At 40.4% G+C, this 26813-nt stretch carries 22 protein-coding genes and 1 pseudogene; 13 read left to right on the top strand and 10 right to left on the bottom strand.

Going from position 1 to position 26813, the window contains the following annotated elements:
* Nucleotides 1-161 precede the first annotated feature (161 nt).
* A complete protein-coding gene (locus H5115_RS10195) occupies nucleotides 162-632 on the bottom strand; it encodes an Rsd/AlgQ family anti-sigma factor (protein WP_002961083.1) in 471 nt (156 codons plus the stop codon).
* A 530-nt stretch (nucleotides 633-1162) separates the two neighbouring features.
* Here H5115_RS10195 and hemE point away from each other — a divergent pair.
* Nucleotides 1163-2227 carry a uroporphyrinogen decarboxylase gene (gene hemE, locus H5115_RS10190; RefSeq protein ID WP_182671846.1) on the top strand — a complete coding sequence of 355 codons (1065 nt, stop codon included), beginning with the start codon at nucleotides 1163-1165 and terminating at the stop codon, nucleotides 2225-2227.
* A gap of 107 nt (nucleotides 2228-2334) precedes the next feature.
* On the opposite strand, the gene sthA is transcribed toward hemE, so the two are convergent.
* Both sthA and H5115_RS10180 read right to left on the bottom strand, forming a co-directional pair.
* The gene (sthA, locus tag H5115_RS10185) at nucleotides 2335-3765 is read right to left on the bottom strand and encodes a Si-specific NAD(P)(+) transhydrogenase (RefSeq protein WP_182755066.1); all 1431 of its coding nucleotides are present in this window, start codon (nucleotides 3763-3765) and stop codon (nucleotides 2335-2337) included.
* Nucleotides 3766-3778: 13 nt separating this feature from the next.
* Complete coding sequence (locus H5115_RS10180) at nucleotides 3779-4912, bottom strand: fatty acid desaturase (protein ID WP_008138662.1); 1134 nt, start codon at nucleotides 4910-4912, stop codon at nucleotides 3779-3781.
* Nucleotides 4913-5038: 126 nt separating this feature from the next.
* On the opposite strand from H5115_RS10180, the gene fabR reads away from it, so the two are divergent.
* From fabR to leuD, 5 genes are all read left to right on the top strand, one after another.
* Complete coding sequence (gene fabR / locus H5115_RS10175) at nucleotides 5039-5662, top strand: HTH-type transcriptional repressor FabR (protein WP_002961087.1); 624 nt, start codon at nucleotides 5039-5041, stop codon at nucleotides 5660-5662.
* A gap of 405 nt (nucleotides 5663-6067) precedes the next feature.
* Nucleotides 6068-7621, top strand: a complete 1554-nt coding sequence (gene leuA, locus H5115_RS10170) for a 2-isopropylmalate synthase (RefSeq protein WP_002961090.1) — start codon at nucleotides 6068-6070, stop codon at nucleotides 7619-7621.
* Nucleotides 7618-8694, top strand: a complete 1077-nt coding sequence (leuB, locus tag H5115_RS10165; RefSeq protein ID WP_182755064.1) for a 3-isopropylmalate dehydrogenase — start codon at nucleotides 7618-7620, stop codon at nucleotides 8692-8694. Before leuA ends, leuB begins: the two co-directional genes overlap by 4 nt.
* Before the next feature lie 60 nt (nucleotides 8695-8754).
* Nucleotides 8755-10155 carry a 3-isopropylmalate dehydratase large subunit gene (leuC, locus tag H5115_RS10160; protein ID WP_182755062.1) on the top strand — a complete coding sequence of 467 codons (1401 nt, stop codon included), beginning with the start codon at nucleotides 8755-8757 and terminating at the stop codon, nucleotides 10153-10155.
* A complete protein-coding gene (gene leuD / locus H5115_RS10155; protein ID WP_002961095.1) occupies nucleotides 10155-10754 on the top strand; it encodes a 3-isopropylmalate dehydratase small subunit in 600 nt (199 codons plus the stop codon). Before leuC ends, leuD begins: the two co-directional genes overlap by 1 nt.
* Nucleotides 10755-10847: 93 nt before the next feature.
* On the opposite strand, the gene H5115_RS10150 is transcribed toward leuD, so the two are convergent.
* A complete protein-coding gene (locus tag H5115_RS10150; protein ID WP_182755060.1) occupies nucleotides 10848-12347 on the bottom strand; it encodes a DUF3360 family protein in 1500 nt (499 codons plus the stop codon).
* Nucleotides 12348-12763: 416 nt separating this feature from the next.
* Between H5115_RS10150 and H5115_RS10145 the strand changes: the two genes are divergently transcribed.
* Complete coding sequence (locus H5115_RS10145; protein WP_182755058.1) at nucleotides 12764-13750, top strand: hypothetical protein; 987 nt, start codon at nucleotides 12764-12766, stop codon at nucleotides 13748-13750.
* Between the two features lie 87 nt (nucleotides 13751-13837).
* Here H5115_RS10145 and H5115_RS10140 read toward each other — a convergent pair whose 3' ends face one another.
* The gene (locus H5115_RS10140) at nucleotides 13838-15463 is read right to left on the bottom strand and encodes an endonuclease (protein ID WP_182755056.1); all 1626 of its coding nucleotides are present in this window, start codon (nucleotides 15461-15463) and stop codon (nucleotides 13838-13840) included.
* Nucleotides 15464-15766: 303 nt separating this feature from the next.
* Between H5115_RS10140 and H5115_RS10135 the strand changes: the two genes are divergently transcribed.
* From H5115_RS10135 to H5115_RS10120, 4 genes are all read left to right on the top strand, one after another.
* Nucleotides 15767-17581: an assimilatory sulfite reductase (NADPH) flavoprotein subunit gene (locus tag H5115_RS10135; RefSeq protein WP_182755054.1), complete on the top strand. Its 1815-nt coding sequence runs from the start codon at nucleotides 15767-15769 to the stop codon at nucleotides 17579-17581.
* Between the two features lie 61 nt (nucleotides 17582-17642).
* A complete protein-coding gene (gene cysI / locus H5115_RS10130) occupies nucleotides 17643-19340 on the top strand; it encodes an assimilatory sulfite reductase (NADPH) hemoprotein subunit (protein ID WP_002961104.1) in 1698 nt (565 codons plus the stop codon).
* 43 nt (nucleotides 19341-19383) lie between these two features.
* Complete coding sequence (locus tag H5115_RS10125) at nucleotides 19384-20124, top strand: phosphoadenylyl-sulfate reductase (RefSeq protein WP_002961106.1); 741 nt, start codon at nucleotides 19384-19386, stop codon at nucleotides 20122-20124.
* A gap of 145 nt (nucleotides 20125-20269) precedes the next feature.
* On the top strand, nucleotides 20270-20818 hold the full coding sequence (locus H5115_RS10120; RefSeq protein WP_182674039.1) for a DUF4124 domain-containing protein: 549 nt from the start codon (nucleotides 20270-20272) through the stop codon (nucleotides 20816-20818).
* Here the strand turns inward: H5115_RS10120 and H5115_RS10115 are convergent.
* The 4 genes and pseudogenes from H5115_RS10115 to H5115_RS10100 form a co-directional block, all read right to left on the bottom strand.
* Nucleotides 20819-21072: pseudogene (locus tag H5115_RS10115) on the bottom strand (hypothetical protein). It abuts the gene before it with no gap.
* A gap of 137 nt (nucleotides 21073-21209) precedes the next feature.
* The gene (gene acnA / locus H5115_RS10110) at nucleotides 21210-23954 is read right to left on the bottom strand and encodes an aconitate hydratase AcnA (RefSeq protein ID WP_182755050.1); all 2745 of its coding nucleotides are present in this window, start codon (nucleotides 23952-23954) and stop codon (nucleotides 21210-21212) included.
* Between the two features lie 205 nt (nucleotides 23955-24159).
* Nucleotides 24160-24588 (bottom strand): hypothetical protein, encoded by a 429-nt coding sequence (locus H5115_RS10105; RefSeq protein WP_182755048.1) that lies wholly within the window; start codon nucleotides 24586-24588, stop codon nucleotides 24160-24162.
* Between the two features lie 101 nt (nucleotides 24589-24689).
* Nucleotides 24690-25073, bottom strand: a complete 384-nt coding sequence (locus H5115_RS10100) for an RNA-binding S4 domain-containing protein (RefSeq protein WP_182755046.1) — start codon at nucleotides 25071-25073, stop codon at nucleotides 24690-24692.
* A gap of 245 nt (nucleotides 25074-25318) precedes the next feature.
* Here H5115_RS10100 and H5115_RS10095 point away from each other — a divergent pair, with 245 nt between their 5' ends.
* Together H5115_RS10095 and H5115_RS10090 are read left to right on the top strand one after the other, a co-directional pair.
* Nucleotides 25319-25606, top strand: coding sequence for a hypothetical protein (locus H5115_RS10095; protein ID WP_007582180.1), 288 nt, complete (start codon nucleotides 25319-25321; stop codon nucleotides 25604-25606).
* A gap of 56 nt (nucleotides 25607-25662) precedes the next feature.
* Entirely contained in the window at nucleotides 25663-26328 is a 666-nt protein-coding gene (locus H5115_RS10090) for a hypothetical protein (protein WP_182671857.1), read from the top strand.
* Nucleotide 26329: 1 nt separating this feature from the next.
* Here the strand turns inward: H5115_RS10090 and H5115_RS10085 are convergent, their stop codons facing one another.
* Nucleotides 26330-26788, bottom strand: a complete 459-nt coding sequence (locus tag H5115_RS10085) for a cyclic nucleotide-binding domain-containing protein (RefSeq protein ID WP_182671858.1) — start codon at nucleotides 26786-26788, stop codon at nucleotides 26330-26332.
* Nucleotides 26789-26813 lie beyond the last annotated feature (25 nt).

Here is a 26813-nt window from a genome sequence, read left to right as displayed (position 1 = left end):
ACTGGTCTTATTTAAGCTTCCAGCTAGACGAGAGGATAGAAGATATCCCCGATGGGTTAAGCCAAAACCATCTAAGTATCCCCATAAAAAGAAAGATGCCAGTCAGCTTAACTGACTGGCATTAACCTTAGGTCCCTTTTTTAATACGTGTAAGTAACGTATTAATTTGCGTGATTAGAAAATAAGTTATCAATAAGCTCATCTTCAAGTGCAAAGCGTGCTTCTAATGCCTCACCAATAACAGATAAGTCATTATCAAAGTCTTTTAATAAGTCTTCTTTATCTACTTCTGCGTACTTATCATTAAAATCTAACGCCACATCGGTTGTGCTAGAAATACGCGGGTAAATAGAGTTTGCAAGCTCTTGGCTTTGTAAGCCCTTTTTTTCGCATGCTTTTGCTATATCGTCATATACTTCAAAATGGCCTGCAGATAGGTAATCCATTAAAAGCTGGCAAAATGATTCAATTAGTTTTGGCTCTGGCAATGCTTGATCTTGCTTTTCGTATGGCGTAAAGCCTGCAATTTTGCAGTAAAGTACAATAAGTTCTTGGCGTTCGTTTAGCCATTTATCAATTACTGTGTGGCTACCACCCCATTTCTGTTGAGCTTTTTCTACACGCGTCAGCATAACTGTTCTCCTAGCTGGGTTGGTTTTTAATTTAAAATATAAAAAGTTTATGTACATCAAGATATATTTAATTTGCACGTATATCAACAAGTAAAGTTGAGCTACTTTGAGGGTTGTACCTTTTTATATAAACCGAGGCGAGGGATTTTATTTTAGGCAAGAAAAAACCACCAGTTACGGTGGTCTAATTTCTTTCAGTGACTTGTTATAACAAGCTTTCTTATTTTTATGAGATGATTTTTATTGTTATTATTTTAAAACATTTATTTTTATTGTTTTAAGATTTTTATTATTGTTTTTGTTAACGCGGGACAAACAATAACAAGGTTTTTGCAATGTTGCAAACATATTAATAAAAAGTTTTAAATGTTATTTATTTTTGTTTATTTTATAGTCAAAAGGGATTAAAAAACTCCATTCTATTGATCTACCTCTAGGTAAAGCTGTTTTCGTCCCTAAGCAATAGAGGGTCGGAGAATATGGTGGTACAATCTTGCACAATTTATACAAGTCTTAGGATCATTTACGCCATGAGCGAATTAAAAAACGACCGTTATTTACGTGCACTTGCAAAACAACCTGTTGATGTAACTCCGGTATGGATGATGCGCCAAGCAGGACGCTATTTACCAGAGTATCGCGCTACACGTGCACAAGCGGGCGATTTTATGAGCCTGTGCCGTAATGCTGAGCTTGCATGTGAAGTTACACTGCAGCCTCTACGTCGTTACCCGTTAGATGCCGCTATATTATTTAGTGATATTTTAACGATTCCAGATGCGATGGGCTTAGGCTTGTACTTTGAAACTGGCGAAGGCCCTAAGTTTGAACGTCCTATTTCATCACTTGCTGATGTTAAAAAAATTCCAAAGCTAGACCCTACAGACGAGCTTGGCTACGTAATGAACGCAGTAAGCACTATTCGTCGTGAACTTAAGGGCGAAGTACCACTTATTGGTTTTTCTGGTTCACCTTGGACGCTAGCAACTTATATGGTTGAAGGCGGTAGCAGCAAAGTATTTGGTAAAATCAAAAAAATGGCGTTTGCAGAGCCGCAAACACTTCACTTATTACTCGATAAATTAGCTGATTCAGTAATTGATTACTTAAATGCTCAAATTAAAGCTGGCGCGCAATCGCTAATGGTATTTGACTCGTGGGGCGGTGTATTAAGTCCGCGCGATTACAATGAATTTTCACTACAATATATGCATAAAATTGTAGATGGTTTAATTCGTGAATACGATGGCCGTAAAGTTCCGGTTACTTTGTTCACTAAAAATGGTGGTCAATGGATTGAAGCAATTGCAGCAACAGGCTGTGATGCAGTAGGTCTAGATTGGACTATTAATATTAGCGATGCTAAACGCCGTGTAGGCGACAAAGTAGCACTACAAGGTAATATGGACCCGTCAATGCTTCACGGTACACCAGAGCGTATTCGCCAAGAGGTAGGTACTATTTTAGAAGACTTTGGTACAGGCAATGGCCACGTGTTTAACTTAGGCCACGGCATTACACCAGATGTAGACCCTGAAAATGCTGGCGTATTTATTAATGCAGTACATGAGCTAAGTGCTAAGTACCATAAGTAATAGTCACTTAAACGAGCTTTAAAACTGTTTAAAAGTAAAAAACCCGCTAAGTTGCGGGTTTTTTGTTACCTATTTATAAAGGCTTTTAAAACTACTTATTTAAGCGGTTATTTAAATAAGCGATTTAAGCCATTTAATGCCGCAACACGGTAGGCTTCAGCCATGGTTGGGTAGTTAAATGTGGTATTTACAAAGTAGTCGATATTATTGCCACCATTTTTTTGTTCCATAATAGCTTGGCCAATGTGAACAATTTCAGAGGCACGTTCGCCAAAACAATGTACGCCAAGTACTTCTTTGGTTTCGGTGTGGAATAATATTTTTAAACTACCTACTTCAGTACCAGCAATTTGCGCGCGAGCCAAATGCTTAAACTGAGCACGGCCTACTTCATACGGTACTTTAGCGGCTGTAAGCTCTTGCTCGGTTTTACCTACTGAGCTCATTTCTGGAATGGTATAAATACCAGCCGGAATATCAACAATCAGCCTGTCATCGCAGTTACCACATGCAATTGCATCAGCAGCTATACGACCTTGGTCAAACGCAGCACTTGCAAGGCTTGGATAGCCAATTACATCACCTACAGCGTAAACGTTATCAATTTCTGTTTGGTATGTTTCGTTAACTTTTAATTGGCCACGGCTATCGGCTTTTAAGCCAATGGCTTCAAGATTTAGTGTATCAGTGTTACCAGTACGACCATTAGCAAATAAAATACAGTCAGCTTTTACGCGTTTACCTGATTTTAGATGCATTATAACGCAGTCGTCACGCGTCTCAATTCGGTCAAACTCTTCGTTATGGCGAATAACAATACCGCTATTCCAAAAGTGATAGCTAAGTGCGTCAGATATTTCTGCATCCATAAAAGCAAGTAGTCGATCGCGTGTATTAACCAAATCAACTTTAGCGCCTAAACCTTTAAATATTGACGCGTACTCACAACCAATTACACCTGCACCATAAATCAGTACACGATGAGGGTCATGCTCAAGGCCAAGTATTGTGTCACTTTCGTAAATACGAGAATGCGTAAAATCTACCTCTGGTGGGCGATAAGGGCGTGAACCCGTTGCTATAACAATCGTTTTAGCAGTCAGTCGCTCAGTTGAACCATCATTTCGTTTTACTTCAATTGTGTGCTTATCTACAAAGCTCGCATCACCTTGAAACATATGAATGCGGTTACGATCGTAAAAGCTACTACGTAAATTAGATTGCTTAGAAATAACAGAACTTGCGTGACGTAAAATATCAGGAAATGTTAAGCGGCTAGGGCGCTCACCAACATTGAATAACGGATTTGCTTTGTATTCAATATAGCGGCTAACAGAGTGGCGAAGCGCTTTTGAAGGAATTGTTCCCCAATGTACACAACCGCCACCAACTGATTCTTGGCGTTCAATAACCGCTACTTTTTTATCGTTTTTTGAAAGGTTCATGGCGGTACCTTCACCGCCAGGACCCGTGCCAATAATTATTGCATCATATTGGTATGTCACGGGTGCTTTTTTTTGTTCTGGTTGTTTGGCCACAGCCACTCCTAAATTAATTAAAAGAGGCTTTTAATAACCTCGCATTAAGTGCTAGCCATGCCTGTTTTTGATTTTCCCAGGCGGCTTCCAACTCATGGTATTGTGCCATTAATGCTGAGCGTTCACACTGCTTTGCCATGTTATTTTTTTTAACTTCTAACACTTGTTTTTGTAGTGAACAATAATTTTGCAGTTTTTTCAGCAGTAAATCGTACTCTTGTTGTAATAATGTAATCTTATCTTGTGCTAAAGGCAATTTTGCAAGACGCGTTTGCGTTTTGCTCATGAGCGTTTCGGCCTTCGCTTTTTCGATACGTTCAACAGGAGTACGCTTTAACTTATTGGCTAAACCAACAGCTGCTAAAGAGCGGATCATCCATTTTGTTGGATCGTAATGAAACCATTTAATACCGTTACGATAGTCGCTTGCAAAAATATGGTGGAAGTTGTGATACCCCTCACCGTATGTAAATAACGCTAAAAAGCCGTTATCACGTGCCGTATTTTTTTCGGTGTATGGGCGAGAGCCCCAAATATGTGCAACTGAGTTTATAAAAAAGGTAAAGTGTTGACTCAGTACTAAGCGTAGTAAACCTGCAAGAATTAACATCCCCCACACATCACCAACCAATAAACCAAGTGCTAGAGGCAAGCCTACGTTCATAGCAATCACAAGCTTTAAGTAATGTTTGTGTTGCCACATAACTATTTTATTGCGCTGTAAATCACGACAATTACTATAATCACCGTAGCTATCGCCTTGGTAGTCACGTAACATCCATCCGATATGGCTATACCAAAAACCATTGGTCGCCGCGTAAGGGTCTTTTATTGGGTCGTCAACTTGACCGTGATGTATACGGTGATCGCTACTCCAATGCAAAGCACTGTTTTGTAGTGCAAAAGCACCGCCAAGCGCAAAAATAAATTCAACAGCAGGGTGTGCGTTATAGGTTTTATGTGCCCATAATCGATGGTAGCCGGCAGTAATTGATAAGCCCGCATAAAACATGCAGCCTACAAAAGCAATCCAATGCGCGCTGGTAAATCCGTAGCTAATGGCGTACCAAGGTACAAGTGTGGCAGCCGCCAAAAAGGTTAGGCTAAAAAATAGGACGTTTGTCCAAATAATCGGTGGTTTATTCATAATTCTCAATCTCAGCGTACAACTGTAAGCTAAAATAGTATTTCAAACTCTCGTCGTCAAGTATTAGACTGGACAATTGAGCTAATATCACTAAATATTCATATAAAATAATTCAGGGAGCTGTTGATGTCGGGTGTTAGAGCGCAACAGAAACAAAAAACACGACAGGCGTTAATTCAAGCGGCATTTAATCAGCTGAGTGCTGATCATAGTTTTTCGAATTTAAGTTTACGCGAAGTAGCACGAGAAGCCGGTATTGCCCCAACTTCTTTTTATCGTCATTTTAAAGACATGGATGAGCTAGGTTTAACCATGGTAGACGAAGCCGGCTTAACTCTTCGCCAACTTATGCGCCAAGCTCGCAGACGAATAGCGAACGATGGCGGCAGTGTTATAAATACCTCAGTGGTTACTTTTATGGAGTTTATTGATAACTCAAGTAACCAATTTAGGTTGTTGCTACGAGAACGCTCTGGGACTTCTAAAGCATTTAGAGCCGCAGTAGCACGCGAGGTAAAACATTTTATTTTAGAGCTGGCTCATTATTTAGAAAGTGAAACTAAGTGCAACGCTATGCATGCCTATATTCAGGCGGAATCTATGGTAACGCTCGTATTTAATGCGGGTGCAGAAGCGCTCGATATAGAAGGATTGCAACGCGACGAATTAATTGAGCGCGTTATTTGGCAGCTGCGTTATATTACTCGTGGAGCCGGGCATTACGTAAGAGAAACGAGTAAAGAAGCATAGCTTAAAAAAATTGTAAAAAGTTAATATAAGCACGGTATATTGCAGTGCTTATTAATTTAAGCGTCACTAGTCATGTATTTGTTATTTTAATTCTTAACAGGTGCCTTGGTTGAATTAAAAAACCCAATTGAATCGTTTTTAAATCTGTTTTGTGGAATTTTTATGCTTGCTTCCGTCGCTTTGTAATGTTAAAAATAGGCTTCACTGAACACACACATAAGAAAACAAGATGCATATTATTCGTTTAATTACACTAAAACTTAACCTCTTACTGCTATGGTCAGTGAGCGGGGATTAGTGTGTTTGCATCGAGTTGAACACTAAAAACCCCGCAATTGCGGGGTTTTTTTTATCTCGCGGCTGGGATTAATTGAAATTTGGGTAACATAGGAATGAGGGGCAGTTATGCAAGAGCAAGATAAAGTATGGATTTTTGATACCACCTTACGTGATGGCGAACAGGCACTTAAAGCAAGCCTTACTGAAGATGATAAAATTCAATTAGCGCATACAATTAGCCGCTTGAATGTGGATGTGATGGAAGTGGGTTTTCCGGTTTCGAGCCCTGCTGATTTTCGCTCGGTGCAACGTATTGCAACCGAGGTAAAAGGTCCGATTATTTGTGGTTTAGCACGCTCTGTTGCCAAAGACATTGAAGCCTGTGGCGAAGCACTTCGCACAGCTCAGCAAAGCCGTATTCATACTTTTATTGCTACAAGCCCTTTGCACCTTGAACATAAATTACGTATGAGCCTAGACGATGCAACGGCAATGGCTGTTAAATCAATTAAATTAGCACGTAACTATACTGATGATGTTGAATTTTCGTGTGAAGATGCCGGTCGTACCCCGCATTGGGATTTATGTAAAATTGTTGAGCAGGCAATTAACGCCGGAGCTTCAACTATTAACTTGCCAGATACCGTTGGTTTTGTAACGCCAGATGAGTACGCCGCAATGATCCGTCATTTAATGAATAACGTGCCAAATATTGATAAAGCGCGTTTAAGTGTGCATTGCCACAACGATTTAGGTTTAGCTGTAGCAAACTCGGTGGCTGCAGTGCAAGCCGGTGCACGCCAAATTGAGTGTACTATTAATGGCATTGGTGAGCGGGCTGGTAACTGCTCGCTTGAAGAAGTGGCGATGATCATGAAAATGCGCAAGGACCATTTAAAAGTATACACAGATATTAAAAGTGAAGAAATTTACCGCGCATCTCGCCAAGTGGCTAAAATTTGTAATATGCCAGTACAACCAAATAAAGCGATTGTTGGCGAAAACGCCTTTGCGCATAGTTCTGGCATTCACCAAGACGGTGTATTAAAAGCGCAAAATACTTATGAGATTATGTCGCCAGAAAGCGTTGGTGTGCCAAGTAACCAATTAAATATGACTTCGCGTTCGGGTCGCCATGTTATTGAACATCGCTTAGAAGAGTTAGGCTATCAAAAATCTGATTACGATATGGATGGCTTATATAAAAGCTTTATTGAGTTGGCTGACCAAAAAGGCACAGTATACGATTACGACCTTGAGGCGATGATTTACTTTAATCAAATTAACGACAAAGACGAAAAATACCAATTAGAGTTTGTTAACTCAGCCTCTAACTCACAATCGGTAGCAAGCTCTACCATTGGAATGCGAATTGATGGCGAAGCTAAACAAGAAGCCGCGACAGGTAATGGTCCAGTAGAAGCCTCGTTTGCAGCGATTGAGCGCTTAACCGGTATGAGCGTTGAAATGATTGAATATAACTTAGAAGCGACAGGCCAAGGTGCAAGCTCATTAGGCCAAGTAAATATTATAGCTAAATACGATGGCCGACCTTACCACGGTGCGGGCATTGCAGCGGATGTGGTTGAAGCGTCGGTACGCGCCATGATCCGTGTTTATAACTTAATTTATCGTGCACAAAAAGTGTCTGATTTAAAACAACAAAGGAAAGCAGGATGAGTAAAACAAACTACAGCGTTGCCGTATTAGCTGGCGACGGTATTGGCCCAGAAGTAATGGCAGCAGCAGAACAAGTGCTTGATGCTGTAAGCAATAAGTTTGGTTTTACCCTGAACCGTCAGCATCATGCTATTGGTGGCGCAGCTATTGATGAATTTGGTGAAGCATTACCACCAAAAACGCTAAGCGCGTGTGAAAACGCCGATGCCATTTTATTTGGCTCAGTTGGTGGCCCTAAGTGGGAAAACCTACCACCAAACGAGCAGCCTGAACGCGCATCGTTATTGCCGCTTCGTAAGCACTTTGGTTTGTTTTGTAACTTACGCCCTGCACAACTTTTACCAGCACTTAGTGCAGCATCGCCATTACGTGCTGATATTAGTGAAAAAGGGTTTGATATTTTATGTGTGCGCGAACTAACTGGCGGCATTTATTTTGGTGAAAAAGGTCGCAGTGGTGAAGGCGCAGAAGAGTTTGCATTTGATACGCAAACATACTCACGAAAAGAAATTGAACGTATTGCACGCTTTGCTTTTGAAGCGGCAAAACTACGTAGTAACCATGTTACCTCTGTTGATAAAGCCAATGTATTAGCATCAAGCGTATTATGGCGTGAAGTAGTCACCGAAGTAAGCAAAGACTACCCAGAAGTAAGCTTAGATTACATTTACGTAGATAACGCCGCTATGCAGTTAGTTAAACAGCCTAGCCAGTTTGACGTACTACTTTGCGATAACTTATTTGGCGATATTTTGTCAGATGAGTGCGCCATGATCACCGGCTCAATGGGCTTATTACCATCGGCAAGCTTGAATCAATCGGGTTTTGGATTGTACGAGCCAGCAGGCGGTTCAGCACCAGATATTGCAGGTAAAGGCGTTGCAAACCCAATAGCACAAATTTTAAGTGCCGCATTAATGTTACGTTACTCGCTAGGGCAAGACGAAGCTGCGCGCACCATTGAAAAAGCAGTAGCAGAAGCTGTAGAAGCAGGTGTAGGCACGCCAGATATATATCCAAATGCCGGTTACAGCACAAGCGATGTGGCAGCCGCTATCGTTTCACGCATTTAATAACATATTAAAGTTGCAGCACCGTTATGCTGCAACTCAAACAGATTAGGGAATTAGCAAGTGGCCCAAACGTTATACGACAAAATTTGGCAAGCACATACCGTTGCCAGCATAAATGAGCAAACCGACTTACTTTATATTGACCGCCATTTAGTGCATGAAGTTACTTCTCCGCAGGCTTTTGCAGGTCTACGTGAAAAAAACCGTACTGTACGTTGCCCAGAAAAAACCTTTGCAACGATGGATCATAACGTATCGACTAAAAGCCGATCACTTGATGCCGCAAGCGAAGTATCTAAAAACCAATTAATGGCGCTTGATAAAAACTGTAAAGAGTTTGGTATTGTACTTTACGATTTAAACTCAATTAACCAAGGCATTGTGCACGTAATGGGCCCAGAGCAAGGTATTACTTTGCCAGGTACAACCATTGTATGTGGCGATAGCCATACTTCTACGCATGGTGCGTTTGGCGCATTAGCGCATGGTATTGGTACGTCTGAGGTTGAGCACGTATTAGCAACGCAAACGCTACAGCAAAAAAAGGCGAAATCGTTAAAAATTCAAATTAACGGTGTATTGCGTCCAACGGTTACAGCTAAAGATTTAATTATGGCGGTAATTGGCAAGTTAGGTACTGCTGGTGGCACAGGCTATGTAGCAGAGTTTTGTGGTGCAGGCATTGAAGCGCTTTCAATGGAAGCCCGTATGACGCTATGTAATATGAGCATAGAAATGGGTGCAAAAGCGGGTTTAATTGCATCTGACCAAATTACTTATGATTATTTAAAAGGTCGTCCGTTTGCACCTAAAGGCGCAGATTTTGATGCAGCCGTTGAATATTGGGAAACCTTAAAAACAGACGAAGGCGCACACTTTGATTTAGTTGTTGAGCTAAATGCTGACGACATTCAGCCACAAATTACCTGGGGCACAAGCCCAGAGCAAGTAATTGGTGTTGATGAGTACATACCCGATCCAGATAAAGAGCCAGATTTAATTAAAGCCGATGCCATTCGCAGCGCACTTAAATACATGGGCTTAAAAGCGGGCGATAAATTATCAAGCGCAAAAGTAGACACGGTATTTATTGGCTCATGTACAAATAGCCGTATTGAAGATTTACGTGCCGCTGCAAAAATTGTTGAAGGCAAACATGTTGTTGCTGGCATAGAGGCGTTAATTGTACCGGGCTCTGGCTTAGTTAAAAAACAAGCTGAAGACGAAGGCTTAGCCGATATTTTTAAAGCCGCAGGCTTTGAATGGCGAGAACCAGGTTGTTCTATGTGTTTAGCGATGAACGATGACCGCCTAGAAGCAGGCAAGCGTTGTGCATCTACTTCTAATCGTAACTTTGAAGGTCGTCAAGGTCGTGGCGGTCGTACCCATTTAGTTAGCCCTGCAATGGCTGCAGCCGCTGCAATACATGGTCACTTTGTTGATATTAGAGGAGAAGCATAATGAGCGTATTTTTTAGTGGCTTAATGGCTCCACTTGATAAAAACAATGTAGATACTGACCAAATTATTCCTAAGCAGTTTTTAACATCAACTAGCCGCGAAGGTTTTGATGCTGCCTTGTTTTATGATTGGCGTTACCTAGATAACGGTGAGCCAAACCCTGACTTTATTTTAAATCGCCCATGCTACCAAGGCGCGCAAATATTATTAACGCGCGACAACTTTGGTTGTGGCTCATCTCGTGAGCACGCGCCATGGGCGCTGAAGCAATATGGCTTTGAAGTTATTTTAGCTGAAAGCTTTGCAGATATTTTCTTTAATAACTGTGGTAACAACCAAATGTTAGCCATAGCGTTACCTGCCGACACGCTTGAGCAATTGTTTGTACTTAGCGAGCAGCACGACGATATTAACATTGAAATCGACCTTGAAAATCAAACACTAACAAGCAGTAAGTTTGCACCAATTAGTTTTGATATTCGTAAAGACGTAAAAGAGCGCCTATTAAGTGGCTTAGATTTTATTGGTGTAACCGAAACACTAAACCCACAGATTGATGCATTTGAAAAGCAACTAGCAGCTGAGCGCCCTTGGCAGTAATTGTTTAACTTGTATATAGTAAATTCACGTATTGAAAAGCACGGCAATTGCCGTGCTTTTTTGTGGGTAAATATTAGGTTCAGTACCTAAGGCTTAATGTCTAAAGTCAGCCATTAACGCAGGTATACCAGGTAACATACCTACAATTGCCATTACAGTGGTAAGTAGCACAAACATAATAAGTGGAATCACCCAACGGCTCATTTTAGTTAGCTCAGCGCTACGTTCTTTACAGCCAATAAGCCCTAAGTTATCAAGTAACATAGTAAGCGACCAACCAAAAGCCGGATTAACTAAGGTTGAGGCAAATACCACAATAGCGGCTGATTGCGTTGTTTTGCCTTCGCGCGTCATTTCCATGCCAGCTTCAAGTAGCGGAATAAACACACCTACAATAAGCGCTACACAAAGCACAGGTTGCCAAATGGCTAAATCCATTGGGTAACCCCATAAGCCAGCAATAATACAAAATACGGCTGTTAAAATGGCGCCAGCCGGAATAGGGCGTTTAGCAATAGCAGCAGGTACAATGTAGGTTCCCCACGATGAGGTAAAGTTAGCACCACCGGCAAGTGAGCCAAATGTTTGTCTAACCGATGCACTTAGCATGGTGTCGTCGATATTCATTTGTACTTTTTCAGTGCGTTGCGGATAGCTTATTTTTTGAAATACTTGATGGCCTAAAAAATCAGGTGACCACATAGCAACGGCGAGCACTGCAAATGGGAGTACAACCACAAAGCTTTCAAGCGTTGGTAGGCCAAGCATCCAGCCCGTGTTTTCGCCCCACCAATAAGCTGGGTTCATATTTGGTAAGCCCGGTGCGGTATTAAATTCAAATGGGGCACCGAGTGCAAATGCAACCACACCGCCAATAAGGCAACTAAGCGGCACAGCTAGCCAGCGCTTTTTAAAATGCTCAAGTAACGCATACAATAAAATGGTGGCTAAAATAACAATAAACGCAATATGTGCCATATCAATAGCTTCAGCCCAAGCAAACAGCTTTTTAACTTGCGAAATAGTACCAATAAAGCCTAAATAAATGAGTAGCCCGCCACATACACCTTTACTGGTTAGGCGCGCGAGCATACTTCCTCCCTTGGTAATGGCCAAAATAAAACCAAAGGCACCAATGAGTAAGCCAAACGCCATAGGGTGGCCGCCAGCTGCAACTACAATAGGAATTAACGGTATAAGAGGGCCATGAGTACCAGCTAAGTTAGCTGTTGGTAAAATAAAGCCTGAGAATAAGATGATAAAAATAGAAACAATGAGTAATTCGTAGCGCACATTTTCTAAAACAAACGCATCGCTTAAACCAAGAGGTGCTGCAAATGTTGCCGCAATAGCACCCACCATAACGACTTTACCAATAGTGCCCGCCATTGCAGGAATGGTGTCTTCAAATTCAAATCGGTAATCTCTAAACGGTAAATTAGGACGCCAGCGCTTAGGCTGCATAATTTGTAATTCATGTTCGAGATACTCGTCGCGAGTATTAAACTCTGAACTCGGTTTGTGAAGCTGCTCGTAGCTTTGAGCATTCTTGTGCGTGTTTGATGGTGCATCACCGGGTGGTGTAGTTTGCATGCGTTCTCCTGCAACATTGTTGCTTAATCAAATAAATACGGCTTTTGTTAAAGCAAATGAATATTGAACATGCAGGGTAGATCAGCTTTTAGGCTGCTATGTATAGGCAAAAGGTCGTGCATGGTTGTTTTTAATACAGTTAATTTAAAAAACTGCTCTACACTAAAAATTATTAAATTACAGAAGGTGATTAAAAGTTGTTATAAATCAATCTCTTGAGTTTGTCATTAACGATGCGGAGCACTATTTACCTAATAGTATAGTGTTAACGGCAGGTTATTATCCTTTAGTCTTAGTGGCTGTGAAAGCCGTTTTATTTCAAGCTATTTGCTTGCAGGAGTCGTTAATATTGTTTTATTTGTGGTGGAATAATACTTCTGTTACTTTCTGATTGTTAATAACAATAAAGAATAGACATGCAACTCAACTCCCCTAAATCAATTGGTATTTTACTTGGTACGCTTTACGGCATATTTATGCGGCTGTTTATAGACCTACTTGATACTTATAATTTAAGTAGCCTAGTCTCTATATCATTTATGTTTTTAGTGCCCGTTGCAATTGGTTATATTCGTGTTCACTTTGAGTACAATGAATCAAAAACATTAACTAAAAGGCAAATGGTCACGATTGCTTGGCAGCCTATTTTTGTTTTTTTATTTGTAAGTGTAATTACTTTACTTGAAGGCAGTATTTGTGTGGCTATGGCTTTGCCTGCTTTTATGTTTTTTGCCAGCATTGGTGGATTACTTGCGGGTTTTGTTAGAAAGCGTGAAATAAAAAAAGCGAATAGTTCTTTATTATCAATCGCGTTGTTACCTATATTGCTCTCACCTATTGAAGTTAATTTTTTAAATTTATCAAAAACATACGAAGTAACAAATTCAATAACTATTAACGCGCCCATCAATGTTGTGTGGCAACAGTTAGCTAATGTGAGTGATATAAAACCACAGGAAGTGCCTTTTTCACTCACTCAATTAATTGGTGTACCAAAGCCATTAAAGGCAAGTATGAATGCAAGCGGTATAGGCGCTGTTCGCACAAGTACTTGGCAAAAAGGGGTTATATTTAAAGAAGTTATTACGGATTGGCAACCAAATAAACAGATGCTTTATAGATTTGACATAGACCCAGATGCTATTCCCGATGACGCACTCGATAAACATGTAAAACTAGGCGGTGAATACTTTTCTCCACTTTACGGTGGTTATCAGCTAAGTGAAGATAAAAGCGGCAATACCATTTTAACTTTAAAAACGACCGTGCAAGACAATACAAATTTTGGTATTTATTCACGAATATGGGGAGAGATGATATTTCAAGATTTCCATCATTCACTTTTAGCGTTAATGAAAAACAGAGCTGAAAAGTCACTTATCGCAACTGTTTCTTATAATTAGCTTAAATCATCATATTTTTAAAAAATATCACACACTAAAAGATAAAGCCTCTGCAATTGCAAAGGCTTATGTTTTAACTGCTAACTTTTACCAAATCATTTCTACAAATTCAGGATGGTCGATATACGGGTTACGATTACCTTGAAATTCAAAGGCTGCTTGGTTACGGTCAATTTCCATTTGGCTTACAGGATCACTGTTATGCCAGTTAAGCAGCATGGCTACTACCCAGCTTTCAAACACTTGGTTGCTTGAACCATTAAGCACTGCATTACTTGAGGTCGTTTTGGTTTGCCAAGTGCCTATTACATTTTCGTAGCGCGTTGCCATGTAAAAATAAGCGCGAGCAAAGTCACCTTTAAATTCGTCAATTGGCTCAAATACAGTACCTGAGTAATTTAATGAACTTGCGGCAGAGCCTAATTTACTACCGTTGGTTGATGTAAATGAAGCGCTTGCTACTTCACCAAATGGGAAGTTACTACGTTTTGAGTTTACATAACCGTCGGTTGCGTAAATATGATGCACATCTGAGTTCATTGGCTCAATAGTGCCGCCAAACCAGCTTTTAGGAAATGAATGCTCACGGTTGTAACAGCCGCCTTCTCCACTATAGTTACCACATTGGTCGCTCACTGCAGTATAATTGTAGCTATCTGAGCCGTTTGGTTTCTCGCTATACATATCTAAAATGCTGTTATCGTTTTCAAAGTATTTATCACGTGCAGATGAGTCGTAAAAATTCCAAATAGCTGAGTAACCCTGTGCATTATGATCTTTAATAATATTATAAAGCTCAGTTTTTAGTGCATAACCTGATAACCCTTGAGCAGTAACATAGTAGCCAGTGGGTGTTGGGTTGGTCCCGCCGCCATCACCAGAGCCACTACCTAAAGTAAATGCCGTGCTGTCTGTATTGTTAAAACTTGCACCGCTAGCAAGTGTGGTAGAGCCTTGCTTAAGCGCATAACTGCCATTACCTGTTGAACAACACATGCCATCGCCGTAGCTGTCGCTAATAACAAGTGTGTAAGTACCATCAGTTAGGCATATTTGCTCATCATACTGAGTGTTTGATGCGTAACCACTGCCGTTAGCAACAGCGCTACCTTGATTGTTATTAACGGCCCAGCTAGTTTCGCTACCGTAATTATCGGTGTTAAGCGTTAAGGTAAGGCTATTGTCGGTGCAACTTGTTGATGCGTTGCCATCAGTATTTGGTAAAAAGCTATCTACGTATACGGTTTCGCTGCCATCAAATCCACTTACATCGTAAAACCTAAGCCCAACACTAATTGTTTTATCACTGCTTGCTGTATAGCTATGGCTAATTGTTTGCCATTGGTTAGTTTGTGCTTGATTTGAATAGCCTTGATAGCCATCTACATATAAGCGCGCTTTAATTTTACCTTCGGTGTGGTAAACATCAGCCGAAAAGTTATAGGTTTTACCAGCTTCTACAGCAACCTGTTGTAGTAAATCAGTGTTACTTTGCGATCCTGTTGTTACATTGACAGCAGCAGAGCTACTACCGCTTTTAACTGTACTAGTTGAGCGCGTTAAGCTGATTCCGCTATCAATAGTGCTCCAAGAGCTAGGTGTATTACCTGACCATTGTTCAAATCCGCCATTAGCTACATTGGCCATTACAGGTAATGAGCCAAGTAACAAAGCGGTACTAAGTAGTTTATTTTTATATTTCCCGTGTAACATAGTTGTTCCTATTTTTATTTTGAATGAAGAATATACCCTACATTAGTTAGGTTACAAAATTGTTAATTTAAAGTGCGGTAAAAGGCAATAATAAGTCTTTAATCTGTTTTTGAAGGTATTTTTATAAATTAATAACTAAATGGAATATCAAAGCAGATTCTATTCTTTTTTTATCTATGCTGAGCCCGTTATCCTACTAACTTAGAAAACCTCAACAGATACGCTCTGGATGAGGTAAAACTCATTTTTAACAATACACAAAGTGTGTTGTGTTTAATTTTCAGGGTTATGGGGAATCGATTCATGTTGTTAGGTCAACTAAATGCTGCGGCAAGCCCGCTATCGCAAGATCAAGTACAAAAGCTGCAAGCTTTAGTGGCTGAACTTAATCCAATTCAACAAGCATGGGTAAGTGGTTACTTAGCTGCAAATGCTAATTCGGCTGCGTTAGGTGCTCCTACAGCAGGCGTACCGGCTGCGGGTGATGCAGCAGCGCTAACTATTTTATATGGTTCGCAAACAGGTAACGCAAAAGGTGTAGCTACCAAAATGAAAGAGCAGGCTGAGTCGCGAGGCTTAGCAGTTAAGCTTGTGAGCATGTCAGATTACAAACCAACAGCCCTGAAAAAAGAAAAGTTTTTAACTATCGTTGTATCTACTTACGGCGAAGGTGAGCCACCAGAAGACGCAGAAACACTCCACGAATTTTTAGCCACTAAAAAAGCGCCAAAACTAGACGATGTGAAAATAGCGGTTATTGGCTTAGGAGATTCTAGCTATGAGTTTTTCTGCCAGACAGCAAAAGATTTTGAAGAGCGTTTAAATAAACTCGGTGCACAAACTATCTATCAACGTGCTGATTTAGATGTAGATTACGAAGATGAAGCCGCTACGTGGATCGCCGGTGCAGTTGATGCATTTGAACCTGATTTAAAAGCGCAGCAAGAGGCCGCTGGTGGTCAAGTTGTATCAATGCCATTTGGTGCTCCAACCGCTGCAGCAAGCCAATATACAAAACAAAATCCATTTGAAGCAGAGCTATTAACTGTTCAAAAAATTACCGGTCGCGACTCGACTAAAGATGTACGCCACGTTGAAATTTCGCTTGAAGGTTCTGACATTACTTACACGCCAGGTGATTCATTAGGTGTGTACTTTTTAAATGACGATGTATTAGTTGATGAAGTACTTACACTTACTCAAATAGATGCAACAAGCATTGTAAAAGTAGGTGATGAAGAGCTAAGCGTACGCGATGCACTTATTGAAAAACTAGAGCTGACTCAGTCGTACCCAGGTTTTGTAGAAAAATACGCAACAGCAACAGGTACGCCTGAATTATTAAAGCTTGTAGAAGATAAAGCGGCAATGCGTGCGTATATTGAACCTCGCCAAATATTTGATGTGATTCGCCAAAATCCAGCAAAAATTGATGCGCAAACATTAGTAGATTGCCTACGTAAACTACAAGCTCGTTTGTACTCAATTGCATCTAGTCAAGCTGAGGTTGAAGATGAAGTACATTTAACACTAGGTCTAGTACAGTTTGATGCATTTGATAGCGAGCATTTAGGTGGCTGTACTGGTTACTTAACTCGTCGTGCAGAGGAAGGTTGTAAAGTTAAAGTATTTAGCGAACACAACGACAATTTCCGCCTACCAACTAACGATGATACACCTGTGATCATGGTAGGCCCAGGTACGGGGATTGCGCCGTTCCGTGCATTTTTACAAGAGCGTGATTCACGTGAAGCACAAGGCAAAAACTGGTTGTTCTTTGGTAACCCACATTTCACTCAAGACTTTTTATACCAAGTAGAAATACAGGGTTATTTAAAATCGGGTTTACTTAACAAAGTAGATGTTGCATTTAGCCGCGATCAAGCAGAAAAAGTATACGTACAAGACAAATTACGCAGTAACAGTAAAGACGTGTTTGAGTGGTTAGAAGCCGGCGCTCACTTTTATATTTGTGGCGATGCAAATCGCATGGCAAAAGATGTACACAACGCCTTGGTTGATATCGTTAAAGAAAACACAGGCAAGAGCAATGAAGACGCAGAGCAATATTTAAAAGATTTGCGTAGCGCAAACCGCTATCAGAAAGACGTGTATTAATCACGTTTCTTATTTTATTTAACAGCTAGCAGCCGTCACTGTAACAAATTTAGGATTTAAAATGAGCGAACAAGATAAAAACGTAAAACTTTCTGATAACGAACGTTTGAAAAGAGAAAGTAACTTTTTACGTGGCACCATAGAGCAAGATTTAAAAGACGAAATTACCGGTGGTTTTACTGCCGATAACTTTCAGTTAATACGTTTTCATGGCATGTACCAACAAGATGACCGCGATATACGTGGTGAGCGCGCTAAGCAAAAGCTAGAGCCGCTACATAATGTAATGTTACGTGCACGTATGCCTGGCGGTATTATTAAGCCAGAGCAGTGGTTAGCAATTGATAAGTTTGCTGATGAAAAAACAAGCTACGGCAGCATTCGTCTAACTACGCGTCAAACGTTTCAGTTTCATGGTGTATTAAAGCCGAATATTAAAGGCATGCACCAAATGCTTAACAGCGTAGGTATAGACTCTATTGCTACAGCGGGTGACGTTAACCGTAACGTGCTTTGTACTACTAACCCTGTTGAGTCTGAGTTACACCAAGAAGCTTACGACTGGGCTGCAAAAATTTCTGAACATTTATTACCAAAAACGAAAGCGTATGCTGAAATTTGGCTAAATGGCGAAAAGGCAGAAACCACAGAAGAGCCAATTTTAGGATCTAACTACTTACCGCGTAAATTTAAAACAACGGTAACCATCCCGCCTAATAACGAAGTTGATGTGCATGCGAATGACTTAAACTTTGTGGCAATTGCTGATAACGGCAAGCTTGTTGGCTTTAACGTACTTGTTGGTGGTGGCCTTGCCATGACTCACGGTGATACGGCTACGTATCCGCGTAAGGCTGATGACTTTGGCTTTATTACGCTCGAAGATACCTTAAAAATTGCAGAGCATGTTGTATCTGTGCAGCGCGATTGGGGTAATCGTTCAAACCGTAAAAATGCAAAAACTAAATACACATTAGATCGTGTTGGCGTTGATGTATTTAAAGCAGAAGTAGAAAAACGCTCAGGCGTTACATTTGCACCAAGCCGCCCGTTTGAGTTTACTCACCGTGGCGATCGTATTGGTTGGGTTGAAGGCATTGATGGTAAGCACCACTTAACGCTATTTATTCAAAGTGGTCGTATTTTAGACTACCCAGGCAAGCCGCTTAAAACTGGTTGTCGTAAAATCGCAGAAGTTCACCAAGGTGACATGCGTATGACGGCAAACCAAAACCTAATTATTGCTGGCGTACCTGCAGATCAAAAAGCCGTGATTGAAGAAATTGCACGTAGCCACGGCCTGATTGACGACAAAGATTCGCAGCAGCGTAAAAATTCTATGGCGTGTGTTTCACTGCCAACGTGCCCACTTGCAATGGCCGAAGCAGAGCGTTACTTACCAAGCCTAGTAGAAAAAACTGAAGCATTACTTGCTAAGCACGGTATACCAGATGACAGCATTATTATGCGCGTTGTAGGTTGCCCTAACGGTTGTGGCCGCGCAATGCTTGCAGAAGCTGGTTTAGTGGGTAAAGGCCCAGGTAAGTACAACGTTTACCTAGGTGGTAATTTAGAAGGCACACGTATTCCTAAATTGTACCTTGAGAACGTAGGCGAAGACGTTTACCTAGAAGCATTCGATAAGCTCATTGGGCAATGGGCAAAAGAGCGTAACGATGGTGAGTGTTTTGGTGACTTTGTTATACGCAAAGGCATAGTTGCTGAAGTAAAAGTATCAGTAACCGATTTTCACGCTTAATTAAATACCAGCGCCAAAGCGCTGGTGAGGTTTGGAATTTACCATGAGTGAATTTAAAAACATTTTACAGCTAGATAAACAAAGCCAAGCGGCTATGTTAGCTGATGCTAATGGTTTGCTAGCGAATATGAGCGCAGAACAGCGTGTTGCATGGGCGCTTGATAACTTGCCTAATACGGCTTTTTTATCATCTAGCTTTGGTATTCAAGCAGCAGTAATGCTGCATTTAATGACCTCACAACGTCCAGATATTCCCGTTGTATTAACCGATACAGGCTATTTATTTCCTGAAACGTATCAGTTTATTGAACAAATGAGTGAGCGTTTATCACTTAACTTAAAGGTGTATAGAGCGCAGCTAAGCCCAGCATGGCAAGAAGCTAAGTTTGGCAAGTTGTGGGAGCAAGGCGAGGACGGCATTAAGCAATATAACCAGCTTAATAAAGTTGAGCCGATGACCCGCGCACTTAAAGAGATAGAAGCGGGCACGTGGTTTAGTGGTTTGCGTCGCGATCAATCATCTACACGTGCTGATAAACAGTTTGTAGAAATAAGCCGTGGTACCGTTAAAGTGTACCCGATTATTGAATGGTCTAACCGCGACGTGTATCAGTACCTGACTAAGCATGATTTACCTTACCACCCATTATGGGAACAAGGTTATGTGTCGATGGGTGACGTACATACAACACGTAAGTTAGAACCAGGAATGACAGAGGAAGAAACTCGCTTTTTTGGTTTAAACCGAGAATGTGGACTACACATGGATGGTGACGGTATTTAACGTCACTACGATGTAGTTAAATCGCAAATAAAAACGCAGCTTCGGCTGCGTTTTTATTTTCTTTTATTCGGGTACAAAAAATTGCCTAATTAAGTATTTTTTATTAGACTCAAGACATTAAAGGATTAATTAAAGCAGGAACGCTATGAAATACTTTACCTACTTAGCTATATCAATCATGGCTATTGCAGTCATCTCTTTGTTTTATTTAAAAAAGCCCGATGGTCAAACATGGCTTTCTGCATCATCAATTAGCAGTGAATCTCAGCAAATTAAAGAAAAAATGGTCGCGCTATCTAGCAATACTTTGGACCAAGCAGTGTTGGGCGTTAAGCAAGCTGGCGATAAAATTGCGAGCAGTATTTCTGATGAACCAATTGCTGCAAATGCTACCTCAAGTGGTAAAATTTTTAAGTGGCAAGACGAAACAGGCCAATGGCACTTTTCTGATACACCTAACCCACATGCAAAAAGTATTGAAGTAAAACTCGATCCTAAAGATATTACTGTTATTGCTGCAGAAGACACGTCTATTTTAAATACCTCTTCAACTCCAAACACAACGTCGGCTGCACCAGAGGGGATCAGTATTTTGAACCCAGATTCGGTTAAAAAGCTATTTAATGACGCCGAAAACGTAAAAGACAAACTAGAAAAACGTAATAAAGAAATTAATAATTTAAGTGCACTTTAATTATTTAGAGTGAGTGCTTTTATGGTTTTTTAAATAACGTTTTCGGCTTCCATCAATAATACTGTTAAATATATTTTAGTGGGAAGCGACAGCAGCACGCCTACAGCAATGCATGCCGCCGCTATAATTATTCCTTTAATACCATGCTCGACGGTAAAGTAGTTCGACACAATTAACGTATGGCCAGTCACGATAAGGCACAACCCAAGCACTATTGATGTTTTAAGCAGCCTAATTATCATTATTTGCGACATAGTTACCTCACTAAGAGTAAGCTTATTGTAGGCACGCTTTAAATGCTTAGCATTGATTTAAGACAACAAACAGCAAATATAAAAAAGCCCACCTTATTACTAAACTGGGCTTTTAGATGTATTAACTACTGTTTTTGTTAGTCGAGCATATTACGCAGTACATATTGTAAAATGCCGCCGTGTTTGTAGTAATCCCACTCTTTAGGGGTATCAATACGTACGTCTGCACTCAAGGTTACTTTTTTACCTTCGGCATTTGTAGCAATAACGGTGACTTCATCGGTTTTATCGTACAGGCCATCAATATCAAATTGTTCTTGCCCTGTTAACCCGTGTGACTCGTAGCTTTCACCTTCTTTAAATTGCAGAGGTAGTACACCCATACCAATTAAGTTAGAGCGATGAATACGTTCGTAGCTTTGTGCTACAACGGCTTTAACGCCTAATAAAAGTGAGCCTTTAGCAGCCCAGTCACGAGATGAACCCGTGCCATATTCTTTGCCCGCTAAAATAATGAGTGGAGTATTATTTTTTTGATACTCCATTGCTGCATCATAAATACTCTCTAGCGTATCGCCAGGCTGAGTACGTGTTACGCCACCTTCAGTACCAGGAGCTAGTAAGTTTTTAAGACGCACATTAGCGAATGTTCCACGCATCATTACTTCGTGATTACCACGGCGTGAGCCGTACGAGTTAAATTGCGCTTTATCTACACCTTTCTCTTGCAAGTATAAACCTGCTGGCGCTTCTGCTTTAATAGCACCCGCTGGAGAAATATGGTCAGTGGTTACTGAATCCCCAAGTTTAGCTAAACAACGTGCACCTTCGATAGAAGGAATGCCCGGTGGTTCTACTTTCATACCATCAAAAAAGGGTGCTTTTTTAATGTAGGTAGATGCATCATCCCAATCGTAAAGTTTGCCATCCGGTATTTTAATTTGCTGCCAACGGCTATCGCCTTCGTAAACGTTAGCGTAGCTTTTTTCAAACATTTCTTTAGTTACGGTTTCTTTAACTAAGTCACTTACTTCTTTAACACTTGGCCAAATGTTTTTAAGGTAAATATCGTTACCGTTAGCATCTTGAGCAAGGGGTTCGTTGTATACGTCAATATCGGTTCTACCTGCAATGGCATAAGCTACAACAAGCGGAGGAGAGGCTAAAAAGTTCATTTTAACATCTTGGTGAATACGCCCTTCAAAGTTACGGTTACCCGATAAAATAGAGCTCACTACTAATTTATGTTTTTGAATCGCGTCTGATATTTCACTTGCAAGTGGCCCTGAATTACCAATACACGTAGTACAGCCGTAGCCAACTAAGTTAAAGCCTAGGCTTTCTAGGTCATCCATCAGGCCTGCTTTTTCTAGGTAGTCGGTAACTACTTTTGAGCCTGGAGCAAGTGATGTTTTAACCCAAGGTTTTACATTAATGCCTAACTGTTTCGCTTTTTTAGCAACCAAACCAGCAGCTAAAATAACACTTGGATTAGAGGTGTTGGTACAGCTGGTAATTGCGGCAATAACACAAGCGCCATCGTTTAGCTCAAACTCTTGGCCTTTAAATTTAACCTTAGCTGCACCCATAAACTGCGCTTCGTTAACTGGTTCGTCTGGATTTGTTGCTGGGCCTTCACTTTCAATGCGAGCTTGTTCTTCATCGCTTTTATCACGACGAGCCATACGTTCGTCTTGGAAGCCTTTTAAATGATCGCCAATAACTTTGCCAGCTTCGTTTAAGGCAATTCTATCTTGTGGACGTTTAGGGCCTGCAAGGCTTGGTACAACGTCATCTAATTTAAGCTCAAGTGTATCGGTATAGTTGGCTTCGTCGCCATCGTTACGCCATAAGCCTTGATGCTTAGCGTAATCTTCAATTACTTTTAAGTGTTTTTCGTCGCGGTTTGTTAAACGAAGGTAGTTAATGGTCTCATCATCAATTGGGAAAATACCACACGTAGCGCCGTATTCTGGTGCCATATTGGCTATGGTTGCTCTATCGGCAAGTGGTAGGTCGGCAAGGCCGTCACCATAAAATTCTACAAATTTACCCACTACGCCATGATTACGCAGTATTTCGGTTACTGTTAACACTAAATCGGTTGCGGTAGTACCTTCAGGTAAACGTCCGCTTAGCTTCATACCTACTACTTGTGGAATGAGTAAGCTGATTGGCTGACCAAGCATGGCTGCTTCGGCTTCAATGCCGCCTACACCCCAACCAAGCACACCTAAGCCATTAATCATGGTGGTGTGAGAGTCAGTCCCTACAAGCGTATCTGGGTAAGCAAATTTTTTGCCGTCGCGCTCTTCATTAAAAACAACGCGCGCTAAGTATTCTAGGTTTACTTGGTGAACAATGCCGGTTGCTGGTGGCACTACTTTTAAATTATCAAAAGCGGTTTGCCCCCAACGTAAAAATTCGTAACGTTCTTTATTTCGGTCGTACTCAAGTTTTGCATTTAAATCAAATGCACCATCGTCTCCGTAGCCATCTACTTGTACCGAATGGTCAATCACAAGTTCAGCAGGCGATAACGGGTTTATTTTTGCAGGATCTCCACCTAGCTTTTCCATTGCGTCACGCATCGCGGCTAAATCTACAATAGCGGGTACGCCGGTAAAATCTTGCATAACAACACGGGCGGGAGTAAAGGCAACTTCAGATGCAGGCTTTGCTTGAGGATCCCAACTAAGAAGGGCTTGAATGTCTTGTTCTTTTATATTTACGCCATCTTCGTTACGAAGAAGGTTTTCAAGTAGTACTTTTAAGGAAAAGGGCAATCGTTTCGCTTTGTCGCCAAGTCCTTTTAGAGAATGAATATGATATTGCTCACCATTTATTGTGAGCTGATGTTGGGTATCGAAACTATTATTCATTATTTGCCCCTTTATGAATTATAAAAATGTTTTGAAGAGTGACCTCTGTAGTGTTCGAGTTGCAAAGTACATACCAGTGTAAAAAATCGCGTTTAGAGAACGAATTTTATACAGTTATTATAATAGAGATGATGCTGAAAAATTTAATTTCAAGAGATGATTTAAAAGAAGAGATAGGGTCAAAAGTTATTTCGACCCTTATTAATTACTGTAACCAACCTTGTTGCTTACCTTTAATACTCAAGCAAAGTAAAGCGATGGCAATAATGATTACAAAAATAGGCATAAATACCGCACTTGCGCCAAGTAGCTCAATACTATTTATGACCACAAAATTATAATATTGCTGAATTAAAATAGCGCCGAGCGATAGCGCAAAAGTAGGTGTTGCCAGCGCGTTTTTAGCAAGTAAAAACAGACAACCCAAAGTGCTTCCAAATACAGCTACAGCAAATGCAATGGTTGACCAAAGAGGGGTGTCAGAGTAGGCAACTTGTTGATCTAACGGAAGTTTACCTATCATTTCGGGTGTCATCATCATGTGCATAGCAAATGCAATAACGCCAAGTAAATTCCATACGAGTGCCGCCCATACAACGGGTTTAAACCAATTTTTAGGTGTGTTTACAGACATTTTATAACCTTGTTTTTATTATTATTAACGAGGTTATTAAAGAGTAAAAAGGCCAACTATACAAGTTCGCCTTTTTATATAAAAAGAGTGCTTTTAAATGCTTAACCAAATGAAATAGGACGACGACCTGTTTTATCATCTACTTTTGGTTTTTTAGTTCGCTTACGCTTACTTTTAGCTGGTTGATTTGTTGGTTGTGGTGCAGCTTGCTTTGACTCTGCTTGAGTTTGTACCGCAGGTTTTTCTGCAGGGATTGCATCTTTACTTAGTGAGAGTTTAAAAAACTCACCATCAAACTCTAGTACATCACCACTGTATAATTTTTTCCGTTTAATTGTACAAATTTCATGGTTAACACCCACATAGCCTTCAGTAATTAGGTTTTTAGCTTGGCCGCCACCTTCAACTAAGTTTAGTACTTTTAATAATTTACAGAGCTCAATCGGCTCTTCTTCTAATTCTATTTCTATGTATTCTTCGTTCATATTTGCTCTCGGTGGGGTAACGCACAAGCTGTAGTATAAAGGCTTGCAGCTATTTTTGCACCAAAGCAAGTAACTTTAGCTAATTGTAATAGGGAAATAAGGACGAAAGTTTTTATGTATTTTATCTGTCTTTAAAAAAACTGAAGCAATTGAAGAGTAATCTTTGCAGCAGTTAATTTTACGTATGGCCTGCTAATTGCTAAAACTTTGGCGGAATAAATATTTTTCATTAAATGGAGTAGGAAATGGGCGTAAGATTAGCAATGAAAAAAGAGCTAATGGGATTAGATAATTCAGGTATGTTAACTGCTGACGATGTTAGAGAGCACCTTGCTAATTCTGTAAAAAAGCAAGCTGATCAAGATGAGCGCGGTTTTTCTGTAATTTCAAAATTCAATGATACCCATAGCCGTTTAGTTAGTGGTGATGCCACGAGAAAAACAAAACTTGAATTTGAACGCCATCGTTTGTTTAAAGAAGTTTTATATACTCGCAAAAGTGTTGATGCTTGGTTAGATAGCCAAACAAATTAAATTGCGATAAATAGTTACCTTTAATAGACTACAATTGTAATCAAAAAGGGGTAACTATGAAAAGTGGAATTTTAATATGTGTGTTGGCATTACTATTAGCTGCGTGCCAACAACCTACCGTGTATGTATTTAGTGAAAACTTGCAAGATGAACAGCGCAACCAGCTCGATGCTGCGCTAAAAGTACAATCGCTCCCTTATGAATATGTAGAGCTGGCAATCCCACCTGATTTTGGTGAAGCCACATTACTCTTATCAAGTGATAAGATTTATCCTAAAGAAACTGAGCAACTTGCGGCTATAATGCAAGAGCTAGGTTACAAGCCACAAGTTAACTACACGACTCGTTCAAATCACTTTTATGGTGATGGCAATATAGGCTTTTATTTAAAGAATATAGCAGCGGGTACTACCTTTGTTATGCCTAAAAAGTTACGAACAACCCAATGCAGCGAAGAGAAGTACAATGATTTACTTGTCACATTTACAGATAAATATGCTGACTTTAGCTTACCCAGTGGCGCTGTTATAAGGTTAGGCTGGGAGTTTTTATACGGTTACGTTGTCATTTATTACAAAAATTATTCGCAAACATACAGTCACTCACAACCACTTATAAATACGCCCTTTGGCGCCAAACCATCCGATACTTACAGGTTTACAGCTCACGTTAATAACCCCAGCTGGCTTGATTGCTCACTACAAATTATTTATATGGACTGAACTAACCGTGAGTTTCTATATGCTCGCTTAATCTGGCAATGCGCAAGCTCATACCTTCAATAATTCGGTCTTTAATTTTTTCGCGGATAACATTAGGTAAGCGGGTGAGTGCTTCAGGGGTAATGGCAAGTACTATGGTGTCGGTTTTAGCGCGAGCACTGGTGCTGCGCTCTCGGTTATTTATAAAGGCACCTTCACCTATAAATTCACCGGGCTCTATAGTGCCAAGTTCTAGTAAATGGTTATGCTTAAATACTAATAATGCGCCGCTAAGTACAATGTACAAGCGCTTGTCGTTATCGTATTGCTTAAATAAAAATTGATGCTGACTTACTAAATATAACAGGCCGAACGACTCCAATAAGACTTGGCGCTCGCTGAGCGTAAATTCTTTAAAAAAGTGCAGCCTGTTTATAATTTCCATTTGTTTGAATAATGGAATATGTTCGATTAGCTTCATCAATAACCAAATGTGTTAAAAGCGT

This window comes from Pseudoalteromonas sp. SR44-2 (assembly GCF_014163745.1).
In the GTDB taxonomy this organism is placed as follows: domain Bacteria; phylum Pseudomonadota; class Gammaproteobacteria; order Enterobacterales; family Alteromonadaceae; genus Pseudoalteromonas; species Pseudoalteromonas distincta.
This window is presented reverse-complemented; position numbering and strand designations above follow the sequence as displayed.

What these genes read in the sequence shown, in the direction of transcription:
- H5115_RS10195 (WP_002961083.1), bottom strand. Translation starts at nt 632, where the DNA reads ATGCTGACGCGTGTAGAAAAAGCTCAACAGAAATGGGGTGGTAGCCAC.
- hemE (WP_182671846.1), top strand. Translation starts at nt 1,163, where the DNA reads ATGAGCGAATTAAAAAACGACCGTTATTTACGTGCACTTGCAAAACAA.
- H5115_RS10180 (WP_008138662.1), bottom strand. Translation starts at nt 4,912, where the DNA reads ATGAATAAACCACCGATTATTTGGACAAACGTCCTATTTTTTAGCCTA.
- fabR (WP_002961087.1), top strand. Translation starts at nt 5,039, where the DNA reads ATGTCGGGTGTTAGAGCGCAACAGAAACAAAAAACACGACAGGCGTTA.
- leuA (WP_002961090.1), top strand. Translation starts at nt 6,068, where the DNA reads ATGCAAGAGCAAGATAAAGTATGGATTTTTGATACCACCTTACGTGAT.
- leuB (WP_182755064.1), top strand. Translation starts at nt 7,618, where the DNA reads ATGAGTAAAACAAACTACAGCGTTGCCGTATTAGCTGGCGACGGTATT.
- leuD (WP_002961095.1), top strand. Translation starts at nt 10,155, where the DNA reads ATGAGCGTATTTTTTAGTGGCTTAATGGCTCCACTTGATAAAAACAAT.
- H5115_RS10150 (WP_182755060.1), bottom strand. Translation starts at nt 12,347, where the DNA reads ATGCAAACTACACCACCCGGTGATGCACCATCAAACACGCACAAGAAT.
- H5115_RS10145 (WP_182755058.1), top strand. Translation starts at nt 12,764, where the DNA reads ATGCAACTCAACTCCCCTAAATCAATTGGTATTTTACTTGGTACGCTT.
- H5115_RS10140 (WP_182755056.1), bottom strand. Translation starts at nt 15,463, where the DNA reads ATGTTACACGGGAAATATAAAAATAAACTACTTAGTACCGCTTTGTTA.
- H5115_RS10135 (WP_182755054.1), top strand. Translation starts at nt 15,767, where the DNA reads ATGTTGTTAGGTCAACTAAATGCTGCGGCAAGCCCGCTATCGCAAGAT.
- cysI (WP_002961104.1), top strand. Translation starts at nt 17,643, where the DNA reads ATGAGCGAACAAGATAAAAACGTAAAACTTTCTGATAACGAACGTTTG.
- H5115_RS10125 (WP_002961106.1), top strand. Translation starts at nt 19,384, where the DNA reads ATGAGTGAATTTAAAAACATTTTACAGCTAGATAAACAAAGCCAAGCG.
- H5115_RS10120 (WP_182674039.1), top strand. Translation starts at nt 20,270, where the DNA reads ATGAAATACTTTACCTACTTAGCTATATCAATCATGGCTATTGCAGTC.
- acnA (WP_182755050.1), bottom strand. Translation starts at nt 23,954, where the DNA reads ATGAATAATAGTTTCGATACCCAACATCAGCTCACAATAAATGGTGAG.
- H5115_RS10105 (WP_182755048.1), bottom strand. Translation starts at nt 24,588, where the DNA reads ATGTCTGTAAACACACCTAAAAATTGGTTTAAACCCGTTGTATGGGCG.
- H5115_RS10100 (WP_182755046.1), bottom strand. Translation starts at nt 25,073, where the DNA reads ATGAACGAAGAATACATAGAAATAGAATTAGAAGAAGAGCCGATTGAG.
- H5115_RS10095 (WP_007582180.1), top strand. Translation starts at nt 25,319, where the DNA reads ATGGGCGTAAGATTAGCAATGAAAAAAGAGCTAATGGGATTAGATAAT.
- H5115_RS10090 (WP_182671857.1), top strand. Translation starts at nt 25,663, where the DNA reads ATGAAAAGTGGAATTTTAATATGTGTGTTGGCATTACTATTAGCTGCG.
- H5115_RS10085 (WP_182671858.1), bottom strand. Translation starts at nt 26,788, where the DNA reads ATGAAGCTAATCGAACATATTCCATTATTCAAACAAATGGAAATTATA.